Here is a 25642-nt window from a genome sequence, read left to right on the forward strand (position 1 = left end):
CGTTGTGCCCCATCCCGCCAGCGGACTGCCGCAGGTGATGCTGCAGCCGGGAAGCTGGCTGGAGCGGGGCGGCGGAATGAGCGGATGAAGTCGATCAGATCGACTACATGAGCAGGAATGCGGCGGAATGAGCGGATGAAGTCGATCAGATCGACTACATGAGCAGGAATGCGGCGGAATGAGCGGATGAAGTCGATCAGATCGACTACATGAGCAGGAATGCGGCGGAATGAGCGGATGAAGTCGATCAGATCGACTACATGAGCAGGAATGCGGCGGAATGAGCGGATGAAGTCGATCAGATCGACTACATGAGCAGGAATGCGGCGGAATGAGCAGATGAAGTCGATCAGATCGACTACATGAGCAGGAATGCGGCGGAATGAGCGGATGAAGTCGATCAGATCGACTACATGAGCAGGAATGCGGCGGCGTTGTCGGGCGAGCGTCATCTATCCTGAGTCAGGGGGATAACGGCCTACTTCCCCCGGTTACGGCGCTTGAGACTCAAACGAGCGGTCGTAAACTTTTTTTGACGATTACCAATCGATATGAAGTTACGAAATGTAACATCAAAATGAATATTTCGCAGCCCCCAGCCTCTTGTCCGCAAGAGGTTTTTTGTCTGTTTGTCCCTATTTTGCTCGAAAAAATAGGCTTTTCCGAACTGAACTGAACGGGCTCTATGGCGAAACTTTCTGTATCCGAACTGCGTTTTATGGTCAGCATTTCCAATTCTAACATGTGAGCTCGGCTCACGGACAAAGGAGGATGCAGATGGCTCTATTACGCAGGACGCTGATGTTCGTGCTGATGGTCGCGCTGATCTTGCCCGCTTGGTCGGCGGCGGGAGCGGCGCAGACGCTGACGACCGAGCAGAAGTACGATGTCCTGAAGCAGAAGGGTATCTTCACTGGGTTCGAAGACGGCAGCGCAAGACTGGACAGCTCCATGACGCGGGAGCAGTTCGCCGCCGTTCTGTTCCGGCTGTGGGGAATGGAGGAGGAGCAGCCGTCGAAGGCGAGTTATGACGATGTGCTCCGATCGCGATGGTCCTTCGGCGAGATTGAAGCGGTCAGCCAGGCGGGATTGATGAACGGCATGGGCAACCGCAAGTTCTCTCCAGCCAGCAACGTGACGATCGAGCAGCTTGCCACGATTCTCGTTCGGGCTTATGGCTATTCCGGCTCAGGGACGGTCGTGACGGGGAAGGTGTCGGCTTGGGCGAGGGCATCGGTCGGTAATGCAGTCAATCAAGGCTATATTCCGCCGCAGACTGATTATACGGTTCCGGCGACGCGCGCGCTGCTCGTTGAGGCCGCATATGCCGCGTATCAGCAGATGATCGGCGGACAACTGGACGTCAAGGCGGTTCAGCCGCTCTCCAACAACGTCATCCAGGTTACGCTGAATAAAGCGATCAGCAGCATCGATCTGTCCCACTTCTCGCTCCGCAATGAACAAGGCGGTACGGTTCCTATTCTGAACGCGGCGCTGACATTCGACGGAATGATCGTGACGATCACGACGGGAACGCAGGTGGAATCGATGATCCACACGCTGTACATCGACGGAGAAGGCTGGCGCTATACTTCGCAGACGATTGACAATAACGACGATGACAATCGCGACCGAACGAGACCGTCGATCGTCAAGCTCACGAACAGCCAAGGACTCTTGCAAGTCACGTTCAGCGAGCGGGTGAACGAATCGACGGCGACTGATTCGGATAACTACGACATCCTCTCCGGCGGCCTTGACTTGCTGTGGTTCGATCTGTCCGACGACGGCAAGACGGTGTCAATCGGCACTTCGCGGCAGGACGCTGGCGAACGGTATCGTCTCAGCGTGAGCGGCGTCAGAGACTTGGCGGGCAACGTCATGTCGACGCGCAGCGACCTGTACTTCACCGGTCTCGATGATCGTACGAAGCCGACGGTCGCCTCCGTGGCGAGCCAGAGCAACAGCACGGTCAAGGTAGTATTCAGCGAGAAGGTGGACCGGAACGACGCGCAGGATACGCGCAATTACCAACTTAGCTACGACAACCAGAACCAGCGGAACAACCGGAATAATAACGGGCTTCGCATCAATCGGGCGACGCTGGCAGACGACGGCCGGACGGTCACCTTGTATACGAGCGAGTTGAATGAAGACCGGCAATACAGCCTGACGATCCGAGACATCGCCGATCTGTCCGGCAATACGATGGACACGAAGACCTTCTCCTTCACCTATGACCGGATCAAGCCGTTCGTTCAATCGGTGCAAGTGCTGGAGAATTCGGTCCTTAGCGTGAAGTTCAGCGAGAAGGTGAACGAAGCGCAAGCGGAGAACCGCGGCAACTACAGCATTGATAACGGCCTCACGGTCCAGAGCGCATATCTGGAGAACGGGGACACCGTGCTTCTGACGACCTCCAAGCAGAGAGACGCCACCTTGTACCGCTTAACGGTGCGCGGCATATCGGACCTGTCCGGCAACGTCATGGAGACGCAGTCCGACCTCTTGTTCGGCGGATTGGTCGACCGTACGCCGCCTACGGTGACCGCCATCTCGGCGGGATCGAAGAAGATCGAGTTGACGTTCAACGAGCGGCTCGATTCGGGCACGGCCAACCGGGCGGCCAACTATCGCTTGGATGGCAGCCTGTCGGTGACGGGCGCTCAGTATGACGACGCGAAGCGGACCGTGACGATCTCGACCGGCGATCAGACGCCGGGCAAGGTTTATACGCTGACGATCAACAACGTGAAGGATCTGAGCGGCCTGCCGATCACGGCGAATACGAGCCTGCAGTTCGTCGGCGCTGCGTCCGCTGCGGGCTCGATCGCGCTTCAAGCGATCGCCGTCGTCGACCAGAATACGGTTCAGGTAACGTTCAACAGAGCTCTCTATGACGAGGATGTGCGGCAGCTCCGTCTGGCGGTCGTGAAGGACAACGGCCAAGACCTATCGAACAACGGCTGGCAATCGTACGTATCGCGCAAGTCCGGTTCGGACAACATCGTGACCGTTCAGTTCCGAACCGATAAGAGCAACAACCCGGCATTGTTCCTGCCCAGCCACGTCTACACCGGCAAGGTGTCGGGGATTAACGGTCTTGTGACCAAGGACGGGGCTGACCAGAAGCCGTTCGCAGGAACGGAGACTGCGAACAGAGCTCCGTATGTCACGCAAGCCAAAGCGCTTAACCGGGGAGCCGTACAAGTGACGTTCAGCGAACCGGTTCGCAATATCGGCCCCGAAGGCTTCCGGATCTTCCGGAACGACGGGCATGAGCTCGTCGTCGGCTCCGATAGCCTGAACAATCGCGGAGCGATCGTGACGGAAGCGGTGCTGTATCTGGAAGACGATCTGCAGTCGGGCTATACGTACCGGCTTCAGCCTCAAGCGAGCATTACGGATGCGGCCGGTTGGAACGCGATCCAGACGCGTACTTCGGACGGGAATCCCTATGAGGTGACATTCGCGGGAACGTCGGCAGCAGATACCGCTCCCCGGATTACCCAGGTCGTCTCGAACGACCGGTATACGTTCAGCGTCAGCTTCAGCGAGCCCGTCCGCATCGGGGACGGGAACGGATTCACCGTCTATAATTCTACGGATCGGGAAGACGTCAATATCGACAAGCGGGGCTATGCGGTCTACGTACCGTCCGGCGACCGCAAGTCGTTAACGGTGTACTTGAACGCCGAGACAGGGCAGATGCTGGAGTCTGGCAAACGCTACGTGCTGCGTCTGGACACGAATGAGACTTGGATTGCGGACGATCAGGGCACTCCGCTTCAAGGCGTCTCGAGCTCCGGCACGATCGAGGTTGCCTTCACTTCTAGAGGAGCGGACCAGTCCGGACCTGCGATCTCGAAGGTCGAAGCGCGCGGTTCTCTGATTCTGGTCACCTTCAATGAAGCCATCACAGGCTATTCGAACCAGACGGACTTCTTCGATATCCGGATCGCCGGCAAGGATGTGAAGCCGACCTCCGGTTCGTTGCAAGGACAGACGGTGGTGCTCAAGGTTCCGGAGATGACTTCGGGGCAGATCGGTACGATCCGCGTCTCCTCCAAAGGAGCAGATGCGATCCGGGATTACAACCGGCTCAGAGCGGCGACGGACGAAGTCGTGTTCGGAGTCCAATAAGAGTAAGCTAACAGCCGCCGAAGCGGCTCGCCTCTCGGAAGAAGGGCGGGCCCTCGGCGGCTGTTCTCGTTCCCCATCCAACCTGCGCTCCGGAGATGGACGGAACTTGCGGATTTGTCCATAATGGAAGGGTTATTCGGAAGGGGCGGGGAGCTTGATGATCATTGGGATCATTCTAACCATCTATCTCATTCTCGTGAATGCAATCGCTTATATTCTGATGGGGTACGACAAGAGGCAGGCTAAATTGAGAGGAAGGCGCGTGCCGGAGAAGAGGCTGTTCCTGGCCGCTGCCAGCGGCGGCGCGCTCGGCGCTTGGATCGGCATGCGCTCGTTCCGGCACAAAACCAAACACGCCTCGTTCGTGGTCGGAATCCCGGCACTCTTCGTGCTGAACGCGGCGTGTCTGTGGCTTCTGTATAAGCTGTACAAGTATGTGGCGTGAACCAATCTAGTTCGAACCTGCGGCGATCTTAACGTGATCCTGATGCGATCCAGATGCAGTCCTAACGGAGCTGCCCGGCCGGCCATTACGGCGCCGATTCGTTCGACGCTTCCTCATCGGGAGTCTCGTAAGTGCCGATGACGTCTGGCAGATCCGCCATCTCGCTCGGCGGGAGTTCGGCTTCCGTCCGCAGCGTATTGAGCGCTTCGCGCAGGCTGTCCTCGTTCGCGTAGATATATGGACTGTCCCAGTGCGTCTCCAGCGGAAGCATCTGGATTTGATCCGGCTTCATCGCTTTGTAATCGGACATCCAATCCCGCAGCAGGTTCTCCGGAATATCGGTCTTCACGTTGTCTCCGACAATATCGAGCACGTTGTACCATTGCGTAATGCCCTGGAACGTCGCGAGCTTGTCGGCGATCTGGCTCAGCACCTGCTGCTGCCTAGCATTGCGGGCAATGTCCGAGGACTGCTGAGTTCCTTCGTTGGATTTGCGGTAGCGGACGAAGTCCAGTGTCTGATCGCCGTCCAGCGTCTGGACGCCTTGCTTCAGATCGATGTCGGTGCCGTCCGCGTCGTCCCGGTACCGCATATCCATATCGACGTCGACGGTAACGCCTCCGAGCGCATCGACCAGCTTGCGCAAGCCGTCGAAGTTGATCATGACCATATGGTCGATCGGGAAGTGCAGCAGATCGCTGTACATTTGCTTCGTGGAGGCCATAGCCGATTCTTTGTCCTGATTGTAGAAGTACGCGTAATAATAATTCGCCTTGTGCGTAGAGATCGTCTCCGGCTTCACTTGCAGGTCCCTTGGAAGAGACAGCAGGCTGGCCGCATGCGTCTTCGGGTTGAGCGCCGCCAGCATCAGAACGTCCGTGTTGAGCGTTCCGCCGCTGCCTTCGCGGTTGTCAATGCCGGCGAGCAGGAACGTGATCGGCCGCTCGGAATCGTCGGGCGCTTCGCTGCCGGAAGCGGTCACTTCGGGCAGGCTTGCCGAAGGCGAGGCGGACGCGGTGGTTGCCGGCGCCGCAGGAGCAGCTATTTTCGAAATCGTATGATCGGCCTTGTAAACTAAGAATCCGGCGAAGATGCCGAGGATGAGCACGAGCGTACCTAGAGTCGAGCTGGCGATCAGCAGCGCTAAACGCCACTTGCGCCGTCCGGGCTTTAAAGCAGTCATAGAAGTCCTCCGAAATCGTCAATATGCTTTACCTATTGTAGTCATTTCGCCTCAGGGGATAAAGCAAGAAATTCCTCATAAATAGACGAAACATGGCTGCATAAAGTTGAACGAGAACCATTTTGCTTAATTTGGCTCGTTTTATTTTTGCTAGTATCAAGACTATAATCAGGAGTGGAACTTCGCCGCCTCCAGGTGCGAGTATTCTGCGATCCCTATTTTGAACCCCTATTATGAGCCTTATTATGAACTAGCGGAGAGGATGCTTGTTGAACACATTTTATCAATTGAACACGATCTTCATCAGCATGGTGATGGAGGCTATCCCGTTCGTTCTGGTGGGCGTTCTCATATCAGGCCTTATACAAGCGTTCGTTACGGAGAAGTGGATCTCGCGCATCGTGCCGAACAACCGCTTCCTATCGTCGCTCTTCGGCTGCGGCATCGGCGTCCTGTTCCCGTCCTGCGAATGCGGGATCGTACCGATCACGCGCCGCTTGATTCTGAAGGGAATGCCGCTGCATGCGGGCATCGCCTTCATGCTGACCGGGCCGATTATCAATCCGATCGTCCTGTTCGCCACCTACATCGCCTTCGGGAACGACTGGCGAATGGTCGCCATTCGCGGCGGAATGGCGATCGCCGTTGCGTTCTGCGTCTCGATCGCCATCTCGTTCTTCTTCCCGAAGCTCCCGTTCAAGCAGCAATACGCTCCGGTAGCGGCGACGATCGAGCCGTCGCTGCAGCACGCTCCGGCGCCCAAGATGCCTGTAAGCGCAAGGATTCACGAAGTGATCACGCATGCGATCGACGAGTTCTTCTCCGTCGGCAAATATCTCGTCGCAGGCGCGTTCATCGCCGCCAGCCTGCAGACGTTTGTGCCGACGTCGACCTTGCTCCATCTCGGGAGCAACCCTATCACGGCATCGCTGATCATGATTCTGCTGGCGTTCGTCATCTCGCTCTGTTCGGAAGCGGACGCCTTCATTGCCTCGTCGTTCCGCAGCACGTTCGGCGTTGGCGCGCTGTCGGCCTTTCTTGTTTTCGGACCGATGATCGATATTAAGAATACGTTGATGCTGCTGGGCACATATCGGACCAAGTTCGTCCTCGTTCTGATCGGGCTGGTCACCGTATTCACGCTGATTGGATCTTTAATCGTCGGGAGGATAGCCGGATGATACGATACGCCATACTGTTCGGGTTCGCCTTCATGTTCTTCCTGCTGCATTATACGGGCGACATCAACAAATATATCAATACGAGGTACGCCTACCTGTCGATCAGCGCGATCGTCCTGCTGGGGCTGCTCAGCCTCTATGAGTTCTGGAGAGGGTACAAGCAAGAGCTTGCGGCTGAGAAAAGGGCGGCTGCAGCCAAGCAGGCTCTTGAGCAAGGAGCAGAGCCGGGCGAGCTTGTCGAGGTTGGCGGGCATGATTCGAATGGGCACGCTCATCACGATCATGATCACGCTCATCACAATCATGAGCATGCTCATCAAGATCATGATCATGCTCATCCGCATGGCCGCGATCATGCGCACGAGCTGTTCGGCCACACGCACGAGCCGTCCTCGAAGTGGAAGAGGTACGCGGGGTACGCGATCCTGCTGTTCCCGATTCTCACCGGCATCTTCCTTCCAGTCAAGACGCTCGATTCCAGCTTCGTCGCTGCCAAGGGCTTCTCGTTCCCGACGCTGGAGGAGGAAGTCAAGAATAGTCCCGGCAACCACCAGTTCCTCCGGCCGAACACGAGCTTGTACTACAGCCAAGAGGACTATGACAAGATCAAGAACAAGGAGATGGAGGAGTTCGTCCAGCTGCCCGAGATCGATCTGAACGACGACAATTACTTGAAGGGCATGGAAGCTGTCTATAACTACCCGAACTCCTTCATCGGCAAGACGATCCAGTTCGACGGCTTCGCCTACAAGGGACAGCAGGTGGACGGGCGGCATTACTTCGTCTTCCGCTTCGGCTTCATTCATTGCATCGCGGATTCCGGCGTCTTCGGCATGCTCGTCGAATTCCCGAAGGATACGGTGCTGAACAACGACGACTGGCTGCACGTGAAGGGCGAGCTGACATGGGAGTATTATCAGCCGCTCAAGGCGACTATTCCGGTGCTGAAGGCCGACGCGTACGAACCGATCGAAGCGCCCGAGGACCCATACGTCTATCGCAACTTCAATTGATCAAGCCCCGTTATTGCACTTATATGTGCGGGATGGCTCCTACAGAAGGCTAATTGGTGAAAAAGACGACCGCTGCGGCGGTCGTCTTTGTTTGCGGCGCGGCGAGCGTCCTTGCAGGGCGTCAGTCGAGTCCGAGTCGCATCATCGCTCTCGCAGCACGTCGCTCGTCTTCTCGGCTGTCCGCAGCATCGGGGACTAATTTCATATCTGCAATTAGTTCGCGCGGATTCCGGCTAGGAGCGACGCCAGCCGGCTCTAAATGGCGCAGAACGCACCAATTAAGTGGCCAGCCGGCAAGAGGTGTAGGCGTCACTTCGCCTCTGGCGACAGCGGCTTGCCGCCGGTCCAGACGCGGCGCAGCTCCAGCGCGCGGTCCAGCAGCAGCACGTCGGCGCGCAAGCCCGCCTGCAGCGAGCCGGTCACGCCGCCCAAGCCGATCTCCCGCGCCGGATTGGCGCTCGCCATGCGGCTGGCGTCCGCGATGGAGACGCCGACTTCGCGCACCATGTGCTGGAACGCGGCGATCATCGTCAGCGTGCTGCCGGCCAGATTGCCCGTCGCCTTCAGCCGGGCGACGCCGCACATCATGACGACCGGCAGGCCGCCCAGCTCATAGCCGTCACCGTCGGGCATGCCGGCTGCGGACATGGCGTCGGTCACGAGGATGACCTTGTCCGCGCCCTTCATGCGGGCCACGATGCGCAGGCCCGCCGCATGCACGTGGTGGCCGTCGGCGATCACCTCGGCCGTAATGCGGTCGTCGGTGAGCACCGCGCCGACCGTGCCCGGCTCGCGATGATGCAGCGGCTTCATCGCGTTGAACGTATGGACCGCGTGCCTGAGGCCGCGGTCCGCCGCCGCGACGACTTGGTCGTACGTCGCGTCGGTATGGCCGCACGACGGTACGATGCCGTACGCCGCGAGCCGCTCAATGTAGTCGAGCGCGCCTTCGGACTCCGGCGCGAGCGTCTGGATCTTGATCAGCCCCGGATGCCGCGCGACCCACTCGTCGAGCCATTGCGCCTGCGGCGGGACGATGTAGCCGGGGTGCTGCGCGCCGGGCCACTTCGGGCTGATGAACGGGCCTTCGAGGTGGACGCCGGCCACTTGGGCGTAAGGCATCGGCTCGGCGGCGTAGGTGGCGACGCGGTCAAGCACAGCCGTCAGCTCTTCCCGCGAGGCAGTCAGCGTCGTGGCAAGCAGGCTGGTCGTGCCGTTCTGCGAGTGGAACCGGGCGATGGCGTCAATGCCTTCCGGGCCGGCGTCCATGAAGTCGTAGCCCGCGCCGCCGTGAACGTGCACGTCGATGAAGCCGGGCAGCACCCAGCCGCCCTTGGCGTCCATGCGCGATGCCTCATTGGCTTCGGCAGGCCATGCCTCATCTTCGGCGCCGATCGCTTGAATCACGCCGTCCCGCAGCCAGATCCATCCCTTATCCACGACGCCATTCGGCGTGACGAGAGATGCGTCCTTCACAAGCGTCCCGATTCCCGAATCGACATCCCCTCGGTTCATCTCATCAACCTCCCAGCTTCTTCGTCGAGCAGGACGACCAGATGCGGATGCGTCTGCAGCAGCGATGCCGGGCAGTCGGTCGTGATCGGCCCGGTCAGCGCGCGGTGCACGATCTCGGCTTTGTCCGCGCCTCGGACGATGAGCAGAATCATCTTCGCCTTCAGGATAGTGCCGACGCCCATCGTCAGCGCCTGGCTCGGCACTTCCTGCACGCTATTGAAGAAGCGCGCGTTCGCCCGGCGCGTCTCCTCGGCCAGATCGACGATATGCGTGCCGCGAATAAGAGCATGCGCCGGCTCGTTAAACCCGATATGGCCGTTATGGCCGAGCCCGAGCAGCTGCAGATCGATCTGTCCGGCATCGGCGATCATCTCATCGTACCGCCTGCATTCGGCCTCTAGATCGTCCGCGTTGCCGTTCGGGATATGCGCCTGCGCGGCCGGCAGATCGATATGGCGGAACAGATGATGATTCATATATGAATGATAGCTCTCGGGATGATCGGCAGGCAGACCGACATACTCGTCCAGGTTAAAGGAAGTCGCTTGCCGGAAGCTGACGAGTCCCCGCCGGAAGTCGCTGACGAGCTGCTCGTAGACGCCGACCGGCGTGCCGCCCGTCGCTAGGCCGAGCACAGCGCGCGGGTTGGTCTGCACAAGTCCGGTTATAATACCTGCACCTGTCTCGTTTAATTTCTCGTTGGAATCGAAGATGAGCACGTTCATTGCGGTTTCCTCTCCTCTTGGCCCGTATATCGTCTAACCATATGGAACGAATGCTCCAGCCTCGGCACGTAGACGCCGAAGTGCTCGCTGACCAGTCCGGTGAACAGAATGTCCACGACATGAAGCTGCGCCATCCGGGAAGCCATATCGCCTCGCCGCATGCCCTCCTCCGAAGTGGAGGTGAACAGGCGGATATCGGCTGCGTCTGCGAGCGTGTTATTGCCGAATTTGGCGATGGAGATCGTGACGGCGCCTTGCTCCTTCGCGCTCCGAAGCGCATGAACCGTCTCCGGCGTCTCGCCCGAATAGGAGATGCCGACCGCAACGTCCCGCTCGGTGAGCGAAGCGGCGGAAGTGATCTGCATATGCGGGTCGGAGTAGGCATTCGCTGCCTTGCCGATGCGGATCAGCTTGTGGAAGAAGTCCTGCGCGATCGTGCCGGACGTGCCGACGCCGTACAGGTCGATTCGCTTCGCCGAGTGCAGCGCGGAGACGGCCGCCTTGAGCTGCTGCAGATCCAGACTCCGCGTCGTGTCGGTGATCGAGCGAATATGGTTGGCGGTAATTGCGGACACGATCTCCTGAAGCGGGTTGCCGGCGACGATGTCCTGGTACTGCGCTTGCGCGGGCTGTCTAGCCAGCTCGGCTGCCAGACGCATCTTGAAGTCGGCGAAGTTCTGGAAGTGGAACGATCGGCAGAATCGCGATACAGTGGCCGTACTGCTGCCCGCTTGCTGCGCTAGATCCGATATCGTCATCTGCACCGCCTGCTCCGGCCGCTCCAGCAGAAATTCAGCCAGCTCGCGCTCCTTCAGGTGAAGGGCGTCTAATTTCTCCCGAATCGCGTTCAAGATGCTCATAATTCGAACACACCTTCTTGAGAAAATTAGTTACATACAATAATCACAAAATAAGAAAATAATTTTCACACCATCTTAAAGATAGCCGATCTCGTGCCAAAATTCAACAGGCCGTTACCGGGCCGATTCCGCTCTAAATCATGAAAAAAACGTCATTTATGCCCGTTCGGCTTGTTATTCGATGAATTCCACGTATGATGGTAAGTGATAAATGTGCTCCGAGCCGCGGCAACCGAACGGCGCCCGAGCCATTTTCCCGGCATCCGGTCTCATTAGGGGACAGGCGGCAGGATATCCTTATAACATGACAATCGTTCCGGCAGGCGAAGATACAAGGATACACGGCGGATGACGGACAGAATAGACGGAAAGAGGCGGCGAGAACAGATGACCACATATGAGCAAAGACAGCGTGAGATCATACGGCGGATCGCCATCAAAGCGCAGAAGCAGCCGCTTCTCGGGAGCGGGCTGTGGTTCCATCACGATATCCGGGATAACTTCTATTATGCGGCGTACTTATTCGCGGCTTCGGTCGACCCGGATCTGAGCGTGCCTTTCGACAAGGAGCTGACACTGGCGTCTTCCTCCCAAATGCTGCTGAAGGTGCTGAAGCTTCAGGACCGCGATCCGGACAGCCCGACTTACGGGCATTGGCCGCTCGGGCTGGGTCCCGTGCCGAAGGAAGCAAAGCCGAACACGCTCCCGGTCGAGCTGATGGGCAGCTTGATGGTGTACTTCTACCGGGATCATCAGGAGCACATGAGCCAGCCGCTGCAGGCGGCATTCGAGAATGCGTTCGAGCACATGTACAAGAGCCGGTTCTACGCGAAGGAGATTCGCGAGTTCAACCATCACGAAGCGAAGTACACGGCGGCGAAGCTGATCTTCGGCCAGATGTTCCGCGATTACGAGCTGGTGGAGGACGGGCATCGCAGCTTGGTGCGTACCCTCCGCCACATTCGGGAGAACGGGATGCGGGAATACGGCGCGCTGCCGTGGTTCTGGCACTGGGTACAGGCGTTCACCGCCGCTTGGGAGCTGGTGGAGGACGTGGACATCAACCGCGATCTGAGCGATATGCTCGATTATCTGTGGCACGAGAGATCGCTCTATTATTTGCGCGGAGCTTGGGCCGGGCCGCATGCCCGCTCGCTGCCGCACGACGCGCCGAAGGACGGGAACGTCCTGTTCGACTATGTGCAGTTCGGGGACTTCCCGCTGCCGGACGAGATGCCGCGCACCGAGTTCGCCGGGTTCCTATATTACGAGGCGCCGGAAGACGTAAGCCGGAACGCTCTGGATCGCAGCATCCCGCTGGAAGCGGCCAGGTACGCCGTACTGGGCGGCGGGGCTGCAGGCGAAGAGAGCCGGCGCATTCACAAGTACGTCTACATCACAGAGGATTATGCGGCAGGAGGCGCTTGGGAGCGGGTCCGGGAGTACGACAACGAGCAGCATCGCTGGGATGTGACTCTGCCGATCGGCCGCGGCCAGTCGATCAACCAGCTGTACTTCTTCCATCCGGGCGAAGGCTATGCCGAGCTCGATCCGAGGCATGAGAGCGATATAGGCGAGGTGCTGTTCCGCAAAAATGTCGTCATCGCCCTCTACCCGCTCCCGGAAGGGGAGGAGAGCCGGATCGTCGGCGTGCTGCCGAAGGGCGAATGGATTCGCGAGCCGAACGCGCTGTTCGGCTTCGTGGATCGGGTTTATCTGGCCGTCCGCTTGCTGCGTCCTTGCCAAGTGGAGGAGCTGGCCGACCGCGACGCCGCCGAGAGCCGCGGCGGGCCGAACGGCGTCGTGGTGGAAGCGATCGGCCGCGCCGACGCGGAGCGGTTGTGTATCGGCAGCCTGCAGGAATTCGCGGCGGTCATGCGGGAGCGGGAGCCGGAGTTCGCTGCGGACGCGACCCGAGCCTTCTACCGGAGCTTGGCAGCGGACGAAGAGCTGGAGCTGTCGCGGGGGACAGATGGCGGATACCAAGCGTCCGTGAACGGCGAGGCCGTATCATTCGCGAGATATGAAGTTTAAGCAGGTTCGCGTCCGAATACCGTCAATGGGGCTGACGGATTCGGAGGAAAGTCAAAATTAGCGTGAATCGAATCAAAATACCGTCAACAGGGTTGACGGTATTTTTTTTATAATGGTAAACAAACGTCATATAGAGATAGAGGTGCTTGCCATGGATCCACAATCACCGCAGCCCGCTGCAACTACGTCGTCGGCACGGACAGCCGAGCCTAAGCAGCCGAGGAGAGGTTCTCTGCAGCGCGGCGAGACGTTGTCGGGGTTCCTGTTCGTCAGCCCTATGCTGATCGGGGTATTCGTGCTCGTACTGCTGCCGATCATCGCAACGATGGCGCTCAGCTTCGCCGATTGGAACTTCATTCAGGGCTGGGATGGCATCAAGTGGGTCGGCTTCGAGAATTTCCGCAATCTGCTGGATGATCCGATGTTCCTGCGCTCGGTGCGCAATAATCTGATTTTCTTGCTTGCGGTGCCAGTTTATATGCTGATCTCGATGGTACTGGCTGTGCTGATTGACCGGTACGTGTATCTGAAGGGCTACTTCAAGGTCGCCTACTTCATGCCTTACGTCTCCAACATCGTCGCTGTAGCGGTAGTCTGGATGGTGTTGTTCCAGCCGTCGTACGGTCCGGTGAACGAGGTGCTGCGAACGTTTGGCTTCTCCAATCCGCCGAAGTGGCTGGCGGATCCGGATTATGCGTTGGTGTCGATTATGCTGATCACGGTATGGATCTCGATCGGCTTCAACATGATTATCTACATCGCCGGCTTGCAGTCGATTCCGCGCGATCTGTACGAGGCTGCGGATATCGACGGCGCGAACGCCTGGACCAAGTTCACGCGAGTCACCTTCCCGATGCTGTCGCCGACCTCCTTCTTCCTGCTGGTCACGGGCATTATCTCCACCTTCAAGGTATTCGATATCATTGCCGTCACGACTCTTGGCGGACCGTTCGGGTCGACGAGCCTGATGGTCTGGTACTTGTACGATCAAGCGTTCAACAATTTGAAGATCGGGTACGCTTCGTCCGTAGCGGCCGTCCTGTTCCTCTTCGTAATGCTCATTACCGCCGGTCAATGGGCAGCGCAGAAGAAATGGGTCAATTACTAAGCGGAGAGAGGAGAGAGAGACAATGCCGCTATCTCGCAAGTTCGATTGGCGACGAGGTTTAATTACCGTCATCATGCTAGCGCTCAGTATCGTATTCCTGCTCCCGTTCATCTGGATGCTGGTCACGTCGTTCAAGATGGAGAACGAGGTGTTCGATTATCCGATTCGCTGGTGGCCGAAGCATTGGCACGCTATCGAGAATTATAAGGAAGTATGGGCAGGCAGGTACCCGTTCTACCGCTACTATCTGAATTCAATTATTGTCGCAGTATGCACGACGATAATCTCGGCCGGGGTGTCGAGCCTGGCGGCTTACGGCTTCTCCAAGGTGAATTTCAAAGCTAGCAAGTGGCTGTTCATGATCGTCCTCGCGACATACATGGTTCCGAGCCAAGCCATCCTCGTACCCCAATTCATTCTTTATCGCAATATTAATCTCTTCGACAGCCATTTGGGGCTTATCATCATCGGCAGCTTCAGCGTGCTGGGAACGTTCATGCTCCGCCAGTTCTTTATGGGAGTGAGCCAGGAATACATCGAATCGGCCAAGCTCGACGGCGCGGGACACTTCCGCATCTTCTGGTCGATCGGCTTCCCGCTTGTGAAGCCGGCTGTGGCGACGTATGCGATTCTTCGCTTCATCTGGACATGGAACGACTACCAGAATCCGCTGATCTTTCTACGGACAGACAAATTGTTCACGCTTCCTCTAGCTATGCAGAAGTTCACGTCGATGAGCGGAGAGTTCTACTCTCTCATTATGGCTGCTGCCGTATCCGCCATTCTGCCTCTGTTCATTATCTTCGTCATCGGGCAGAAGAGCGTCATCGAAGGAATTGCGGTCGGTGGGGTTAAAGGTTAATGTAAGCGATCACCAACAAGTAAAAATAGTTAATTAAAAGTAAATATTGTTTCATGAGTAAAATTATGGACGTCTATATAATTGGAATTGCCTAAGAGATAGGCCAAATACGAGGAGGGTCTTCCGATGAACAAGAAACTCTTATCCGGCACGGCAGCGAGTGTCTTGGCGCTTGGACTGCTCGCCGGATGCGGCGGCAACAACTCGAACAACACGAGCAGCCCTTCGCCTTCCGCGAGCGGCAGTGCGCCGGCATCCTCATCAGCATCTGCATCGCCATCGGCCAGCGCTTCCGGCGAGCCGGTAAATCTGCGGCTGTACACGTGGGGCACCGAAGAGCAGTACAATTGGAATCATACGGTATCCGCTTACGAGGAGTCGCATCCAGGTATTACTGTCGAAGTTGTAACGCTCAGCGATAAGGGCGATACGCAGGAATCGATGAAGAAGCTTGATCTGGCTGCCGCTTCCAATGAGACGATGGACGTCATCATGTTCAGCGATCCGTCCGGCTACGCCGCGCGCGTGGCGCTCGGAATGGCAGCGCCGCTGGATGACTTCATCGCCGCGGACGGCTACAAGGTAGAGGAAGATTACAAGGTAGACACGCATCTGAACGGCAAAGTGTATGCGCTTCCGGGCAAGTTCAATCCATGGTATGTCCTGTTGAACAAGGATATGCTGGATGCGGCGGGCCTCTCCGTGCCGACCGATTGGACTTGGGATGAATTCGCCGATTACGCGAAGCAATTGACGAAGGGCGACGGCGCGGATAAGGTATACGGAACTTACTTCCACGGTCCGCAAGCCGGCGGCTGGATGGAGTACTTGAAGCTGATGATCGAGAACCAGCCGACCAATTCCGACTATCTGAAGCAAGACGGCTCTTCCAATCTGGACGACCCGAACTTCCGCAAGACGATCGAGCTGCGCGTCAAGATGGAGAAGGAAGACAAATCCTCCACTCCTTATGAAGACATGATCTCGCAGAAGCTGGCTTACCGCACGCAGTTCTTCAATCAGAAAGCTGCCATGCTGCCGATCGGAAGCTGGATGAATACGGAGATCGGGGGCACGGAGACGGTTCCGCTGACGTTCCATGTCGCCGTAGCGCCGTTCCCGAAGAACAACGCCAGCGATCCGACGGGCTACACGCCGGTGACAACCGACTATGTAGCCGTCGCCGAGAGCTCGAAGCATAAGCAGGAAGCCTACGACTTCATCCGCTGGTATACGACGGAAGGACAGCTCGTTCAGGGCAAGAATGTTCCTTCTTGGAATCAGATCACCGGCGATCAGCTCGAGCCGATTATCGACACGATTCTAAGCGGCACGAAGAATCCGGAGCTCGTGGATAAGAAGTCGCTCGTCGATACGCTCACCGTCTCGAAGGCGTCGGCGATCATTACGCCTGCTTCCTATCAATCCGAAGTTTATAAGGCGGTCAATGAGGAATACGAGAAGCTCATTCTCGGCAATCAAGATATCGATACGATGATCGCGAATTCGCAGAAGCGCGTGCAGGAGATTATAGACTCCAACAAGAAATAAGCTTCTGATAGAAGTATGACCCAGGAAGGGGGAGAGCCGGGCTCCCCCCTTTCTTGCCATTGGCGGGAGGCTGAACCTCATGAACCGGATCCGGGAGTTGTTGTCGCTGCGTTCCTTCAGACATAAACTTATGGCGGCATCAGTCGTCTGCATTCTCGTTCCGGGGTTCATTACGCTTCTGCTCTATAATTCGCTTACCCAAGAGGCGGTTAAACGGCAAGCGCTCTCTAATGCGGAAGACTCGCTGCAACTGGTGCAGGGCTCCGTCACGAATCTAATGAGGAGCATGCTGAACATCGCCAACTATATTCAGGTCAATGCCGAGACGACCGCTTATTTGAAGCTCTTGAACGCGGGCAATGAGGACAATAGCAGCGCTTATGCCCAATATTCGAACAAGAAGCATATTCTCGAGCAGTTGGACAGCTTGACGGTGCTCGGCGAGAAGAGCTACGTAACGATTCTGCTGCCGAATGGCAAATACTTCATCAATTACTCGGTGGATGAATTCAACCCGTTGTCTCTTCGCGAGAAGCCCTGGTTCCCTGAGCTTCAGAAGCTGGGGGGCTTGGATTCTTACTGGTCAGCCGCAGAGCCGACCGCGTTCAGGCAGGATAAGAGGTTCCACTCGCATCAAATCTCCGTCGGGCGAACGCTGCGTCTCGACAATGACCATTCGGATATTTACGCTTATATTGTCGTGACCTTCTTCGAGGACGAGGTTAGTTCGATCTTTGAAGGCTTGACCGGGGAGCAGCACGTGATGCTGCTGGACGGAGAAGGCCGGATCGTGTCGGACTCGGACAAGGAGATGATCGGGGAGCCTGCGGCAGAGAACATGATCGGCTTAGGGGAATCTGCCGTGAGGGAGATCGGAGGCGAGAAGGTTCTCGTGGTCCGGCGGTCAATCGGCCTGAACGATTGGTCGATCGTTCTGGAGCAGCCCTATAAGGAAGCGATTGTCAACATCTCATCCATTTTCAACCGCGTGTTCGTCTTCCAGATCGCTTCGTTCATCAGCTTCTTAGCGCTTCTGCTTCTGCTGGTGAGGACATTCACCAAGCCGTTGGTCCGGCTCGGGAAGGTTGCGACGGCGGTGCAGCGCGGCAATCTTAACGTCCGGTCGGGCATCCGCGGCTCTGACGAGATCGCAAGGCTCGGGTTCCTGTTCGATCAGATGCTCGGACGGGTGCAGGAGATGATCGCCGAGGTGTCCGAGACGCAGGCGCGTAAACGCAAAGCGGAGCTGAGGATGCTTCAGGCGCAGATTCATCCGCACTTCCTGTTTAATGTCCTCAACTCCATCCGAATGAAGGTTATGCACCGGGGCGACCCGGAGAGCGCCAAGATGATCGGTTCGCTCTCCAGGCTGCTGCGGATGACAATTAGCAAGGAAGAGGACGAGATCACGCTGCACGAAGAGATGGACCTGCTCACCAGCTACGTAGAGCTGATGAATCTGCGCCAGAAGGAAGGAGCAGCGCTCAAGATCGAGGCGGATTCGGAGGTGTTCCTCTGGAAGGTGCCGAGGTTCTTCCTGCAGCCGATTGTCGAGAATGCGATCATACACGGCTTGCAACGGCGTGCGGGTTCGATCTTCATCCGGGCTGAGTTGAGACGATTCTTCCTCGTCTTGTCCGTAGAGGACGACGGGAACGGTATGGACGCCGACACGTTGGAAGCGCTGCGACGCAAGCTTCAGCAGGCGCCGCCATTCGCTGAAGGGAAGGATGAAGAACGGGGCAGCTTCTCGCAATTCGGCTTGAGCAACGTCGCGGAACGGATGCGGATCGTATTCGGAGACGGATTCCGCATGGAAGCGGAGAGCGAGCAAGGCAAGGGGACGGTCATTCGCATGTTCATTCCGCGGAAGGAGGACGGCGGCGATGTACAAAGTGATGCTGGCTGACGACGATTATCCGGTCATCGAGCTGTTATCCGATCGGATCGACTGGGAGGGACTGGGCTTCGAGCTCATCGGCGCGCATGAGGACGGCGAAGGCGCCTGGAAGCAGGCGCAGCAGGTGATGCCGGATCTGCTCGTCACTGATATCGGGATGCCGAAGATGGATGGACTCGAATTGACCGCCCGGATGAAGGAACGGAAGCCGAATCTGCGCACGGTCATTCTCTCCTGCCATGACGAGTTCCAGTACGCTCGGCAGGCGATGCGGCTGAACGTACAGGAATACTTGCTGAAGGATGCGCTTGATCCGGAGGATCTGGTGCCTCTGCTGCAGCGATTCAAGGCGAGCATGGATGAGGAGCGGCAGACGAGCTGGGAGCAGTCGCGCCTGAAGGTGCTCGTGAACGAGACGCAGGAGCTGCGCAAGGAGAAGTTCTTCCGGCACTTCATCGACCAGCCGATTCTCTCATCCGAGCAATGGCTGCACGAGGCCCGCGAGTTCGGTCTGCTGTTCGAAGGCGAGGCTTGCTTGTCGGCTATCGGCTTCATTGACCGTTACCGGCGGTTGAAGCAGCGCTTCTCTTCCGATGAGACGCTTCGATTCGCTGTGGGCAACGTGATCGAAGAGGTGCTCTCCGGCATGGCGCTTCGCGGGCTTCATATCGGCTATGATGCGCGCAGATCGTTCTTCCTGTTCTCGCACAAGCCTGGGATCAAGACGAATATATACGACGAGGCAGAGCGCTGCTTGAAGACGATCCGCGACATGCTGCACAAGGTGCTTGGCGTGCATATGTCCTTCATCGTCGGCGAGCGTCTTTCAGCGTCTCCTGTGAGTCTCAAAGCGCAGCTGCTGGAGCTGCTGAACAGCGAGACGCAGCGGTTCTATCTCGGCGAAGGCGGCATCGTGAAGCGCCGTGCGGCGAAGCCGCGCGTGGGCGAGCTGTTCGCCCACTATGATCAAGCGAGCGCGGAGCTGCGGGAGATGCTGGTGGGCAGAACGCCGAAGGAAGCGGGAGAAGCGGCTAACGCTTGGATCTCCCGCATCCGTCAGGAGGGGTATGCGCCGGAAGAGGTGAAGGATTGGACACTGAAGCTGCTGCTTGATCTGAAGCTGAAGCTGCACTCGCTGCACTTCATCGGCGCGGGGGATACAGCGGACACGCTGCATAAGGAGATCTTCGGCATCGATTCGCTGAACGAGCTGAGGGACTGGCTCATGGAGCATCTTCAGGTGGCGCTGCAGCCGGAGGGGACGGCCAGAACCGCCGCGGGCAAGCGCGCGGATGTCAAGGAAGCGTGCAGATATGTGTCGCTGCATCTGAACCGGCGAATCTCGCTGGAGGAAGTCGCGGAACATCTTCATCTGAACGCCAGCTACTTCAGCCGGCTGTTCAAGAAGGAGACCGGCATCACCTTCATCGAGTATGTGACGCGGATGAAGATGGAGCGAGCGAAGGAGCTGCTCGATCAGACGCTGCATTCGGTAGGGGAGATCTGCGAGCAGCTCGGCTATGACAACCAGAGCTACTTCATCAAGACGTTTAAGGCGCACGCCGGCGTGACGCCGATGGAGTACAGGCGGTAGGCGAGGGAAAGCGGGGGGAAGCGAGCTTGGCAGGGGCTTGGCGTATCAAGTCGCGCAAGCGAATCCGCAAGGACCAGCCGCCTCACTATTCTCATGGTCACCGCCGCCGTTATTTTGCCAATTTAGCATGCTTTCGGCTTCTAACGGAAATCACATCCGGATCGATCAGAGATCAAAGGGAGGGACACAGCAATGGAGCAAGCTCTGGGAGATATCGCGGCGAATCGGGCGGGACTGGCGTCGGCTCTGGCGGAAGGACCTCCAGCCAGTCTTGGGCTCTATTATGAGGATGGAGACTCGGACGCCTTCTGGAACCGAGCGGCCGAGGCGCCGGAATTCGCGGGCTGGATCCGCGATATCCGCGAGGAAGGCCGGCGGCTGCAGGAAGAGCCAATTCCGCAGTTGACGTATTCGCTATTTGCTATCTTCGCAGAGCGAGGGTCCAGGCTGGAATATGAGCGCGCTTACTTCGAGCGGAGAAGGCGGCTGAACACATTCGCGTTGCTGACGCTGCTGGAACCGGATGAGCCGGCTCACCGGGCTGCGCTGCAAGACATCATCTGGCTGGTGTGCGATGAATATACGTGGTGCCTTCCCGCGCATGTCTCCGGCTCGAACGCAGACATTCGCCGGACGATCGATCTGTTCTCGGCGGAGACCGGCTTCACGCTGACCGAGATCTCGATGCTGCTTGGCGATCGGCTGCCGTCTCTGCTGCGGCAGCGAATCGCGGATGAAGTGGAGATTCGGCTGTTCGCTCCCTACTTATCCGGCGAGCCGTACCATTGGGAGACCGCCCGTCACAACTGGGCTGCGGTATGCGCGGGCTCGATCGGCTCCGCCGCGCTGCTGGCGGTGCGCGATCCGCAGCGGCTTGCCGAGATCGCAGCCCGAACGATGGGCAGCATGGACCGCTTCTTGGAAGGCTACGGGGATGACGGCGCTTGTCCGGAAGGGCTCGGTTATTGGAATTACGGCTTCGGTTATTACGTGTACTTCGCGGATCTGCTGCGGAAGCGGACGAATGGCGCACTGGACCTGATGCGCGGGGATAAGGTTCGGCGGATCGCGCAGTTCCAGCAGAAGGTCTATCTGGGCGGCGACCGCGTCGCTAATTTCTCGGATTCGGTGCCGCGCGCCCGCGTCCAGATGGGGCTAACCCATTACTTGGCCGGGTTATATCCGGAGGTGGATGCTCCGCCGTTAGCCTTGCAGGCGTCGTATCTGGATGACCATTGCAGCCGGTGGGCGCCGGCGCTTCGCCACTTCGTCTGGTTCGACGCGAGCCGAAGCAGCGGGGAGTGGCGAGACGGCAGCTTCTACTTGCCCGATGCGCAGTGGCTGATCTCCCGCCATCGCACGGCTGGCGGCGAGTCACTCGGCTTCGCCGCCAAAGCCGGACACAACGCCGAGCCGCACAACCACAACGACATCGGCCAGTTCATCCTTCTAGCAGCTGGAGAGACGTTCATCGCCGATCTCGGCAGCGGCGAGTATACGCAGGCTTACTTCGGATCGGGCCGTTACGAATACGATTGCAACGGATCGCAAGGTCACGCGGTGCCGATCGTGGACGGTTCGCTGCAGGCGGCGGGGCTAGCTAGCCAGGCTCGTGTGCTGGAGGCGGTCACAGGGGACGGGGAGGACAGATTCCGGTTCGAGATGGCTTCCGCTTATCGCGTGCCGCATCTGCAGTCGCTCGTCCGCGGATTCGTCTGGCGGAAGCGGGGGCATAACCTCGACGGCCGCTTGCCTTGTCTCGAGCTGACAGACGAATTCCGCTTCGTTAAGCCACCGGGAAGCCTCATCGAGCGGTTCGTCACGTTCGTGCCGCCGGAGCTGGCGGAGGACGGCGTCGTGCTGCGCGGGGCAGGCGAGCGAGCGCTGCGGATTCGGTACGACGCCGCGCAATTGGATGCGAACGTGGAAGCTAGGTCGTACAGCGACCACTTCGGGCGGGAGACGCCATGGTACGCGGTCGACTTTGCCGTGAAGGATGCCGGTGCGGGGCTGGTTCAACGTATGACTTTCACATTCGAGTTTAACTAGCAGTTGACATGGGATGGGGGATGAGAGAGTTGAAGGACGTTAGAGACTTGTCTTGGGTAGAGGAAGCATGGAGACAGACGAGTTCCAAAACGCTTCGCGTCAGCGAGCGGATCGGGGCGAACTTCCCGCATGCGAGCCAGGGAGGGCGGTACGTGCTCGAGGATCCGGGTTGGTGGACGGCAGGCTTCTGGCCAGGGCTGCTGTGGCTGGTCTATAACGGCAGCGGAGACGGCGGGAGAGGCTCTGAACGGCTGCGCGAACTGGCGGAGCAATGCGAGGATAAGCTGGACGCCGTGCTGCACAACTATACACGGCTCGATCATGATATCGGCTTCATGTGGACGCTGACCAGCGTCGCTTCCTACAAGCTGCTCGGCAACCTGGAATCCCGCCGCCGGGCGCTGCAGGCCGCCAACTATCTCGCCGGCCGCTTCAATGTGAAGGGAAGGTTCATTCGTGCCTGGAACCCTTGGTCGGAGGGGGAGGACAACGCCGGGATCGCGATCATCGACTGCGCGATGAACATGGCGCTGCTGTTCTGGGCGTCCGAGGAGAGCGGGGACCCGCGTTACCGCCATATGGCCGAAGCGCATATGGACACCGTCGTGGAGCGGTTCGTCCGTTCGGATGGCTCGGTCTATCATATTCTCCGGTTCGATCCGGAGACCGGTGAATTCATCGAAGGAATCGGCGGCCAAGGCTATGCGCCGGAGTCCGCCTGGTCGCGCGGAACCGCTTGGGCGGTCTATGGCTTGACGCTCGCCTATCACCATACGGGCAAACGCGCTTACCTCGACGCTGCGAAGCGGGTCGCGCACTTCTTCCTCGCGAATCTGCCGGAGGATCATGTTCCGCACTGGGACTTCCGTCTGCCGCCGGAAGTGACGGCTTACCGCGACTCCTCCGCAGGGGCGTGCGCGGCCTGCGGCCTGTTGCTGCTGGCGGAGAAGGTAGACGCTCACGAATCGGCGTTGTATCGGGACGCGGCGGTCCGCATGCTGGAATCGCTCTATCGCAACTACGGCGCTTGGGACGATCCGAACGAGGAAGGGCTGATCCTTCACGGCACAAGCCATTATCCGGAAGGCAAGAACGTCGACGTGCCGCTGATCTATGGCGATTACTTCTTCGTGGAAGGCTTGTCGCGGCTGCGGGGCAACCGGACGATCTTCTGGGAGTAACAGAGCGTCGTTCGCAGTTCGGCCAATATCTCCGCTTCCCGGTATGGCCGGGCGGCGAAAAGGAGCTGCATTCTCATGACCGCAAACTTGAACCAGGACCGGTATGCGGCCGGTCGTTCGGACCGTCTTCCGATTGCGGACAATCCGCTGCGGACTCGCGAAGATATGCGCCAGGCGCTGCTTCAGCTGTGCGAGCCGCTGCTGCCTCGCTACAGTGCAGGCGGAGCGAGACTGAAGCTCGGGGTTACGGGCACGAGCTACGCCCCTGATGTTGCGGAGATGGAGGGCTTCTCCCGCGTCATGTGGGGGCTCGTTCCCTACTGGGCGGGAGGCGGGGAGCCCGGTCCGATCTGGGACATCTATGTGCGGGGAATCGCAAACGGAACGGATCCCGGGCATGAGGAATATTGGGGTGAGGCGCGCGACTATGATCAGCGGCTGGTGGAGATGGCCGTCTTCGGCTTCGCGCTCGCGCTGGTGCCCGAACGGATATGGGAGCCGCTTGGCGAACGGGAGCGGAAGAATCTTATCAACTGGCTGAATGGGATTAACGAGCATCCGGTGTACGACTGCAACTGGCTGTTCTTCCACGTGTTGGTGAACATGGGTCTTCGGAAAATAGGGCTGCCGTACGCTTCCGAACAGCTGGAGGCGAATCTGCGGCGGATCGACGACTTCTACTTGGGGGACGGTTGGTATGCCGATGGCGTCGGCGGGCATAGCGATTATTACGTGCCGTTCGCGCTGCATTATTACGGCTTGCTGTACGCGAAGCTGATGGCTGCGGAGGATCCGGAGCGGGCTGCCCGTTACCGGGAGAGAGCGGAGTTGTTCGCGCGGGACTTCCTGCGCTGGTTCTCCGCGGACGGCTCGGCGCTGCCGTATGGCCGAAGCCTGGCGTATCGGTTCTCGCAATCCGCGTTCTGGAGCGCACTGGCTTATGCCGGCACGGATGCGATCTCGCCCGGCGTGTTGAAGGGGCTTGTGCTGCGCAATTTGCGCTGGTGGTTCCAGCAGCCGATCTTCGACTCCGCCGGCTTGCTGACGATCGGGTATGCGTACCCGAATCTCATCATGGCGGAGCAGTACAATTCGCCCGGCTCGCCATACTGGGCGTTGAAGACGTTCCTGCCGCTGGCGCTTGCGGAGGACTCGGCGTTCTGGCGAGCGGAGGAGGAGCCGCTGCCGGAATGGAATGATGCGCCGTCGATTCAGCGGCCGGCTCATCTGGTACTGTGCCGGGAAGCGGCGAGCGATCATGTCGCTGCGTTTAATGCAGGGCACTTGGCGACGAACGAGCACGCGCATACGTCCGCGAAGTACGAGAAGTTCGTCTACTCGACCGCGTTCGGCTTCAGCGTGCCGAAGGCGGAGTGGGGCTTGGGGCAGGGCGCGTTCGATTCCATGCTGGCGCTTAGCGAAGCGGGAGACAACCTGTACAGGGTGCGCCGGCGCAATGAGGAGACGTCGATCGAGGAGAATGTGCTGTTCGCGAGATGGAAGCCGTGGCGCGACGTCGAGGCGCGGACTTGGATCGTAGCCGGGCTGCCTTGGCATCTGCGCATTCATTGCGTGCGGACGGAACGCGAACTGGATGCGGCCGAGGGAGGATTTGCGCTTGGGCTGACGGCGGATACGGCGGCGCATGCGAGGCAGGCGGGGCAGGCGGGGCAAGCGGGGCAGGCGGGGCAAGCGGGGCAGGCGGGGAGCGAGAAGTCCGGGGCCGGGGATGGCGGTTCGTCCGCGTTGACGGGGAACGAGATGGACAGAGGTTCGTCCGCGTTGACGGGGAATTCGACGGGACGTGCGGTACAGATGAGCGGCGAGCAGGCCGGGGGTGGAGTAGTCCGCACTTCAGGGCGTGACGGCGGCGATCTACCGCTGCGCTCTGGCGAATGCTATGCCCTGGCGTCGGGACAGCTCGGCGTCAGCGGCATTCGCGGGCTGCTCGGGTTCGCCCGGGCTGAGGCAATCCGTCCGCATGCGAACACGAACGTGCTGCATCCGCGAACTGTTATCCCCACGCTTCAGGCGCGGCTGCCGGCGGGCGAGCATTGGCTCGTGTCCGCCGTGTACGGCCGGCCGACTAGCGGTACGAGCGTGGATGGCAAGGCGGCTGCGGCTGCTGGTATGGAGGGGCGCAGCGGTGAAGCCGTCGGCGGTCTCTCGGATGGCCATGTCGCCGCGCATAGCCTCGAGATCACGGCCGAGGAGATTCGCTTCGCGACAAGCTCCGGCCGTATGATTGTGCTTCCGCGTGGGGAAGGGAAGCGAGAGTAGCCGCGCGCGAAGCGCTGT

18 protein-coding genes are annotated in these 25642 nt (G+C 58.9%); 13 read left to right on the forward strand and 5 right to left on the reverse strand.

Features of this window, described 5'->3' with window-relative positions; translation table 11 throughout:
• Window positions 1-452: hypothetical protein (locus H4Q31_RS17220; protein WP_185180302.1), on the reverse strand; the 452-nt coding region annotated here is incomplete at its 3' end.
• A gap of 325 nt (window positions 453-777) precedes the next feature.
• Between H4Q31_RS17220 and H4Q31_RS17225 the strand changes: the two genes are divergently transcribed.
• Both H4Q31_RS17225 and H4Q31_RS17230 read left to right on the forward strand, forming a co-directional pair.
• A complete protein-coding gene (locus tag H4Q31_RS17225) occupies window positions 778-4143 on the forward strand; it encodes an Ig-like domain-containing protein (protein ID WP_185180303.1) in 3366 nt (1121 codons plus the stop codon).
• A 157-nt stretch (window positions 4144-4300) separates the two neighbouring features.
• Window positions 4301-4588: a DUF1294 domain-containing protein gene (locus tag H4Q31_RS17230; protein ID WP_185180304.1), complete on the forward strand. Its 288-nt coding sequence runs from the start codon at window positions 4301-4303 to the stop codon at window positions 4586-4588.
• Window positions 4589-4673: 85 nt separating this feature from the next.
• Here H4Q31_RS17230 and H4Q31_RS17235 read toward each other — a convergent pair whose 3' ends face one another.
• Window positions 4674-5771, reverse strand: a complete 1098-nt coding sequence (locus H4Q31_RS17235; RefSeq protein ID WP_185180305.1) for an LCP family protein — start codon at window positions 5769-5771, stop codon at window positions 4674-4676.
• A 308-nt stretch (window positions 5772-6079) separates the two neighbouring features.
• Here H4Q31_RS17235 and H4Q31_RS17240 point away from each other — a divergent pair, with 308 nt between their 5' ends.
• Both H4Q31_RS17240 and H4Q31_RS17245 read left to right on the forward strand, forming a co-directional pair.
• Window positions 6080-6952, forward strand: coding sequence for a permease (locus H4Q31_RS17240; protein WP_245347505.1), 873 nt, complete (start codon window positions 6080-6082; stop codon window positions 6950-6952).
• Window positions 6949-7965, forward strand: a complete 1017-nt coding sequence (locus H4Q31_RS17245) for a TIGR03943 family putative permease subunit (RefSeq protein WP_185180307.1) — start codon at window positions 6949-6951, stop codon at window positions 7963-7965. Before H4Q31_RS17240 ends, H4Q31_RS17245 begins: the two co-directional genes overlap by 4 nt.
• A 309-nt stretch (window positions 7966-8274) precedes the next feature.
• On the opposite strand, the gene nagA is transcribed toward H4Q31_RS17245, so the two are convergent.
• Genes nagA through H4Q31_RS17260 form a run of 3 tightly spaced genes read right to left on the reverse strand, consistent with a single transcriptional unit; the run spans window position 8275 to window position 11068 of the window.
• Window positions 8275-9480: an N-acetylglucosamine-6-phosphate deacetylase gene (gene nagA / locus H4Q31_RS17250; protein ID WP_185180308.1), complete on the reverse strand. Its 1206-nt coding sequence runs from the start codon at window positions 9478-9480 to the stop codon at window positions 8275-8277.
• Window positions 9477-10205 carry a glucosamine-6-phosphate deaminase gene (gene nagB / locus H4Q31_RS17255; RefSeq protein WP_185180309.1) on the reverse strand — a complete coding sequence of 243 codons (729 nt, stop codon included), beginning with the start codon at window positions 10203-10205 and terminating at the stop codon, window positions 9477-9479. The genes nagA and nagB overlap by 4 nt, the downstream gene beginning before the upstream one ends.
• Window positions 10202-11068, reverse strand: coding sequence for a MurR/RpiR family transcriptional regulator (locus H4Q31_RS17260; protein WP_185180318.1), 867 nt, complete (start codon window positions 11066-11068; stop codon window positions 10202-10204). Before H4Q31_RS17260 ends, nagB begins: the two co-directional genes overlap by 4 nt.
• 384 nt (window positions 11069-11452) lie before the next feature.
• On the opposite strand from H4Q31_RS17260, the gene H4Q31_RS17265 reads away from it, so the two are divergent.
• From H4Q31_RS17265 to H4Q31_RS17305, 9 genes are all read left to right on the forward strand, one after another.
• Window positions 11453-13099, forward strand: coding sequence for a hypothetical protein (locus H4Q31_RS17265; RefSeq protein ID WP_185180310.1), 1647 nt, complete (start codon window positions 11453-11455; stop codon window positions 13097-13099).
• Window positions 13100-13250: 151 nt separating this feature from the next.
• Complete coding sequence (locus tag H4Q31_RS17270) at window positions 13251-14207, forward strand: carbohydrate ABC transporter permease (RefSeq protein ID WP_185180311.1); 957 nt, start codon at window positions 13251-13253, stop codon at window positions 14205-14207.
• 22 nt (window positions 14208-14229) lie between these two features.
• Window positions 14230-15069, forward strand: a complete 840-nt coding sequence (locus H4Q31_RS17275) for a carbohydrate ABC transporter permease (protein ID WP_185180312.1) — start codon at window positions 14230-14232, stop codon at window positions 15067-15069.
• A gap of 126 nt (window positions 15070-15195) precedes the next feature.
• Window positions 15196-16620 carry an ABC transporter substrate-binding protein gene (locus H4Q31_RS17280; protein ID WP_185180313.1) on the forward strand — a complete coding sequence of 475 codons (1425 nt, stop codon included), beginning with the start codon at window positions 15196-15198 and terminating at the stop codon, window positions 16618-16620.
• A 79-nt stretch (window positions 16621-16699) separates the two neighbouring features.
• Window positions 16700-18529 (forward strand): cache domain-containing sensor histidine kinase, encoded by a 1830-nt coding sequence (locus H4Q31_RS17285; RefSeq protein ID WP_185180314.1) that lies wholly within the window; start codon window positions 16700-16702, stop codon window positions 18527-18529.
• Window positions 18507-20114 carry a response regulator transcription factor gene (locus H4Q31_RS17290; RefSeq protein WP_185180315.1) on the forward strand — a complete coding sequence of 536 codons (1608 nt, stop codon included), beginning with the start codon at window positions 18507-18509 and terminating at the stop codon, window positions 20112-20114. Before H4Q31_RS17285 ends, H4Q31_RS17290 begins: the two co-directional genes overlap by 23 nt.
• 192 nt (window positions 20115-20306) lie before the next feature.
• The gene (locus H4Q31_RS17295; protein WP_185180316.1) at window positions 20307-22163 is read left to right on the forward strand and encodes a heparinase II/III family protein; all 1857 of its coding nucleotides are present in this window, start codon (window positions 20307-20309) and stop codon (window positions 22161-22163) included.
• A gap of 29 nt (window positions 22164-22192) precedes the next feature.
• Entirely contained in the window at window positions 22193-23344 is a 1152-nt protein-coding gene (locus H4Q31_RS17300) for a glycoside hydrolase family 88 protein (RefSeq protein ID WP_245347501.1), read from the forward strand.
• Between the two features lie 75 nt (window positions 23345-23419).
• Entirely contained in the window at window positions 23420-25624 is a 2205-nt protein-coding gene (locus tag H4Q31_RS17305) for a DUF2264 domain-containing protein (protein ID WP_245347502.1), read from the forward strand.
• Window positions 25625-25642 lie beyond the last annotated feature (18 nt).

The organism is Cohnella lubricantis (genome assembly GCF_014212015.1).
In the GTDB taxonomy this organism is placed as follows: Bacteria; Bacillota; Bacilli; order Paenibacillales; family Paenibacillaceae; genus Cohnella; species Cohnella lubricantis.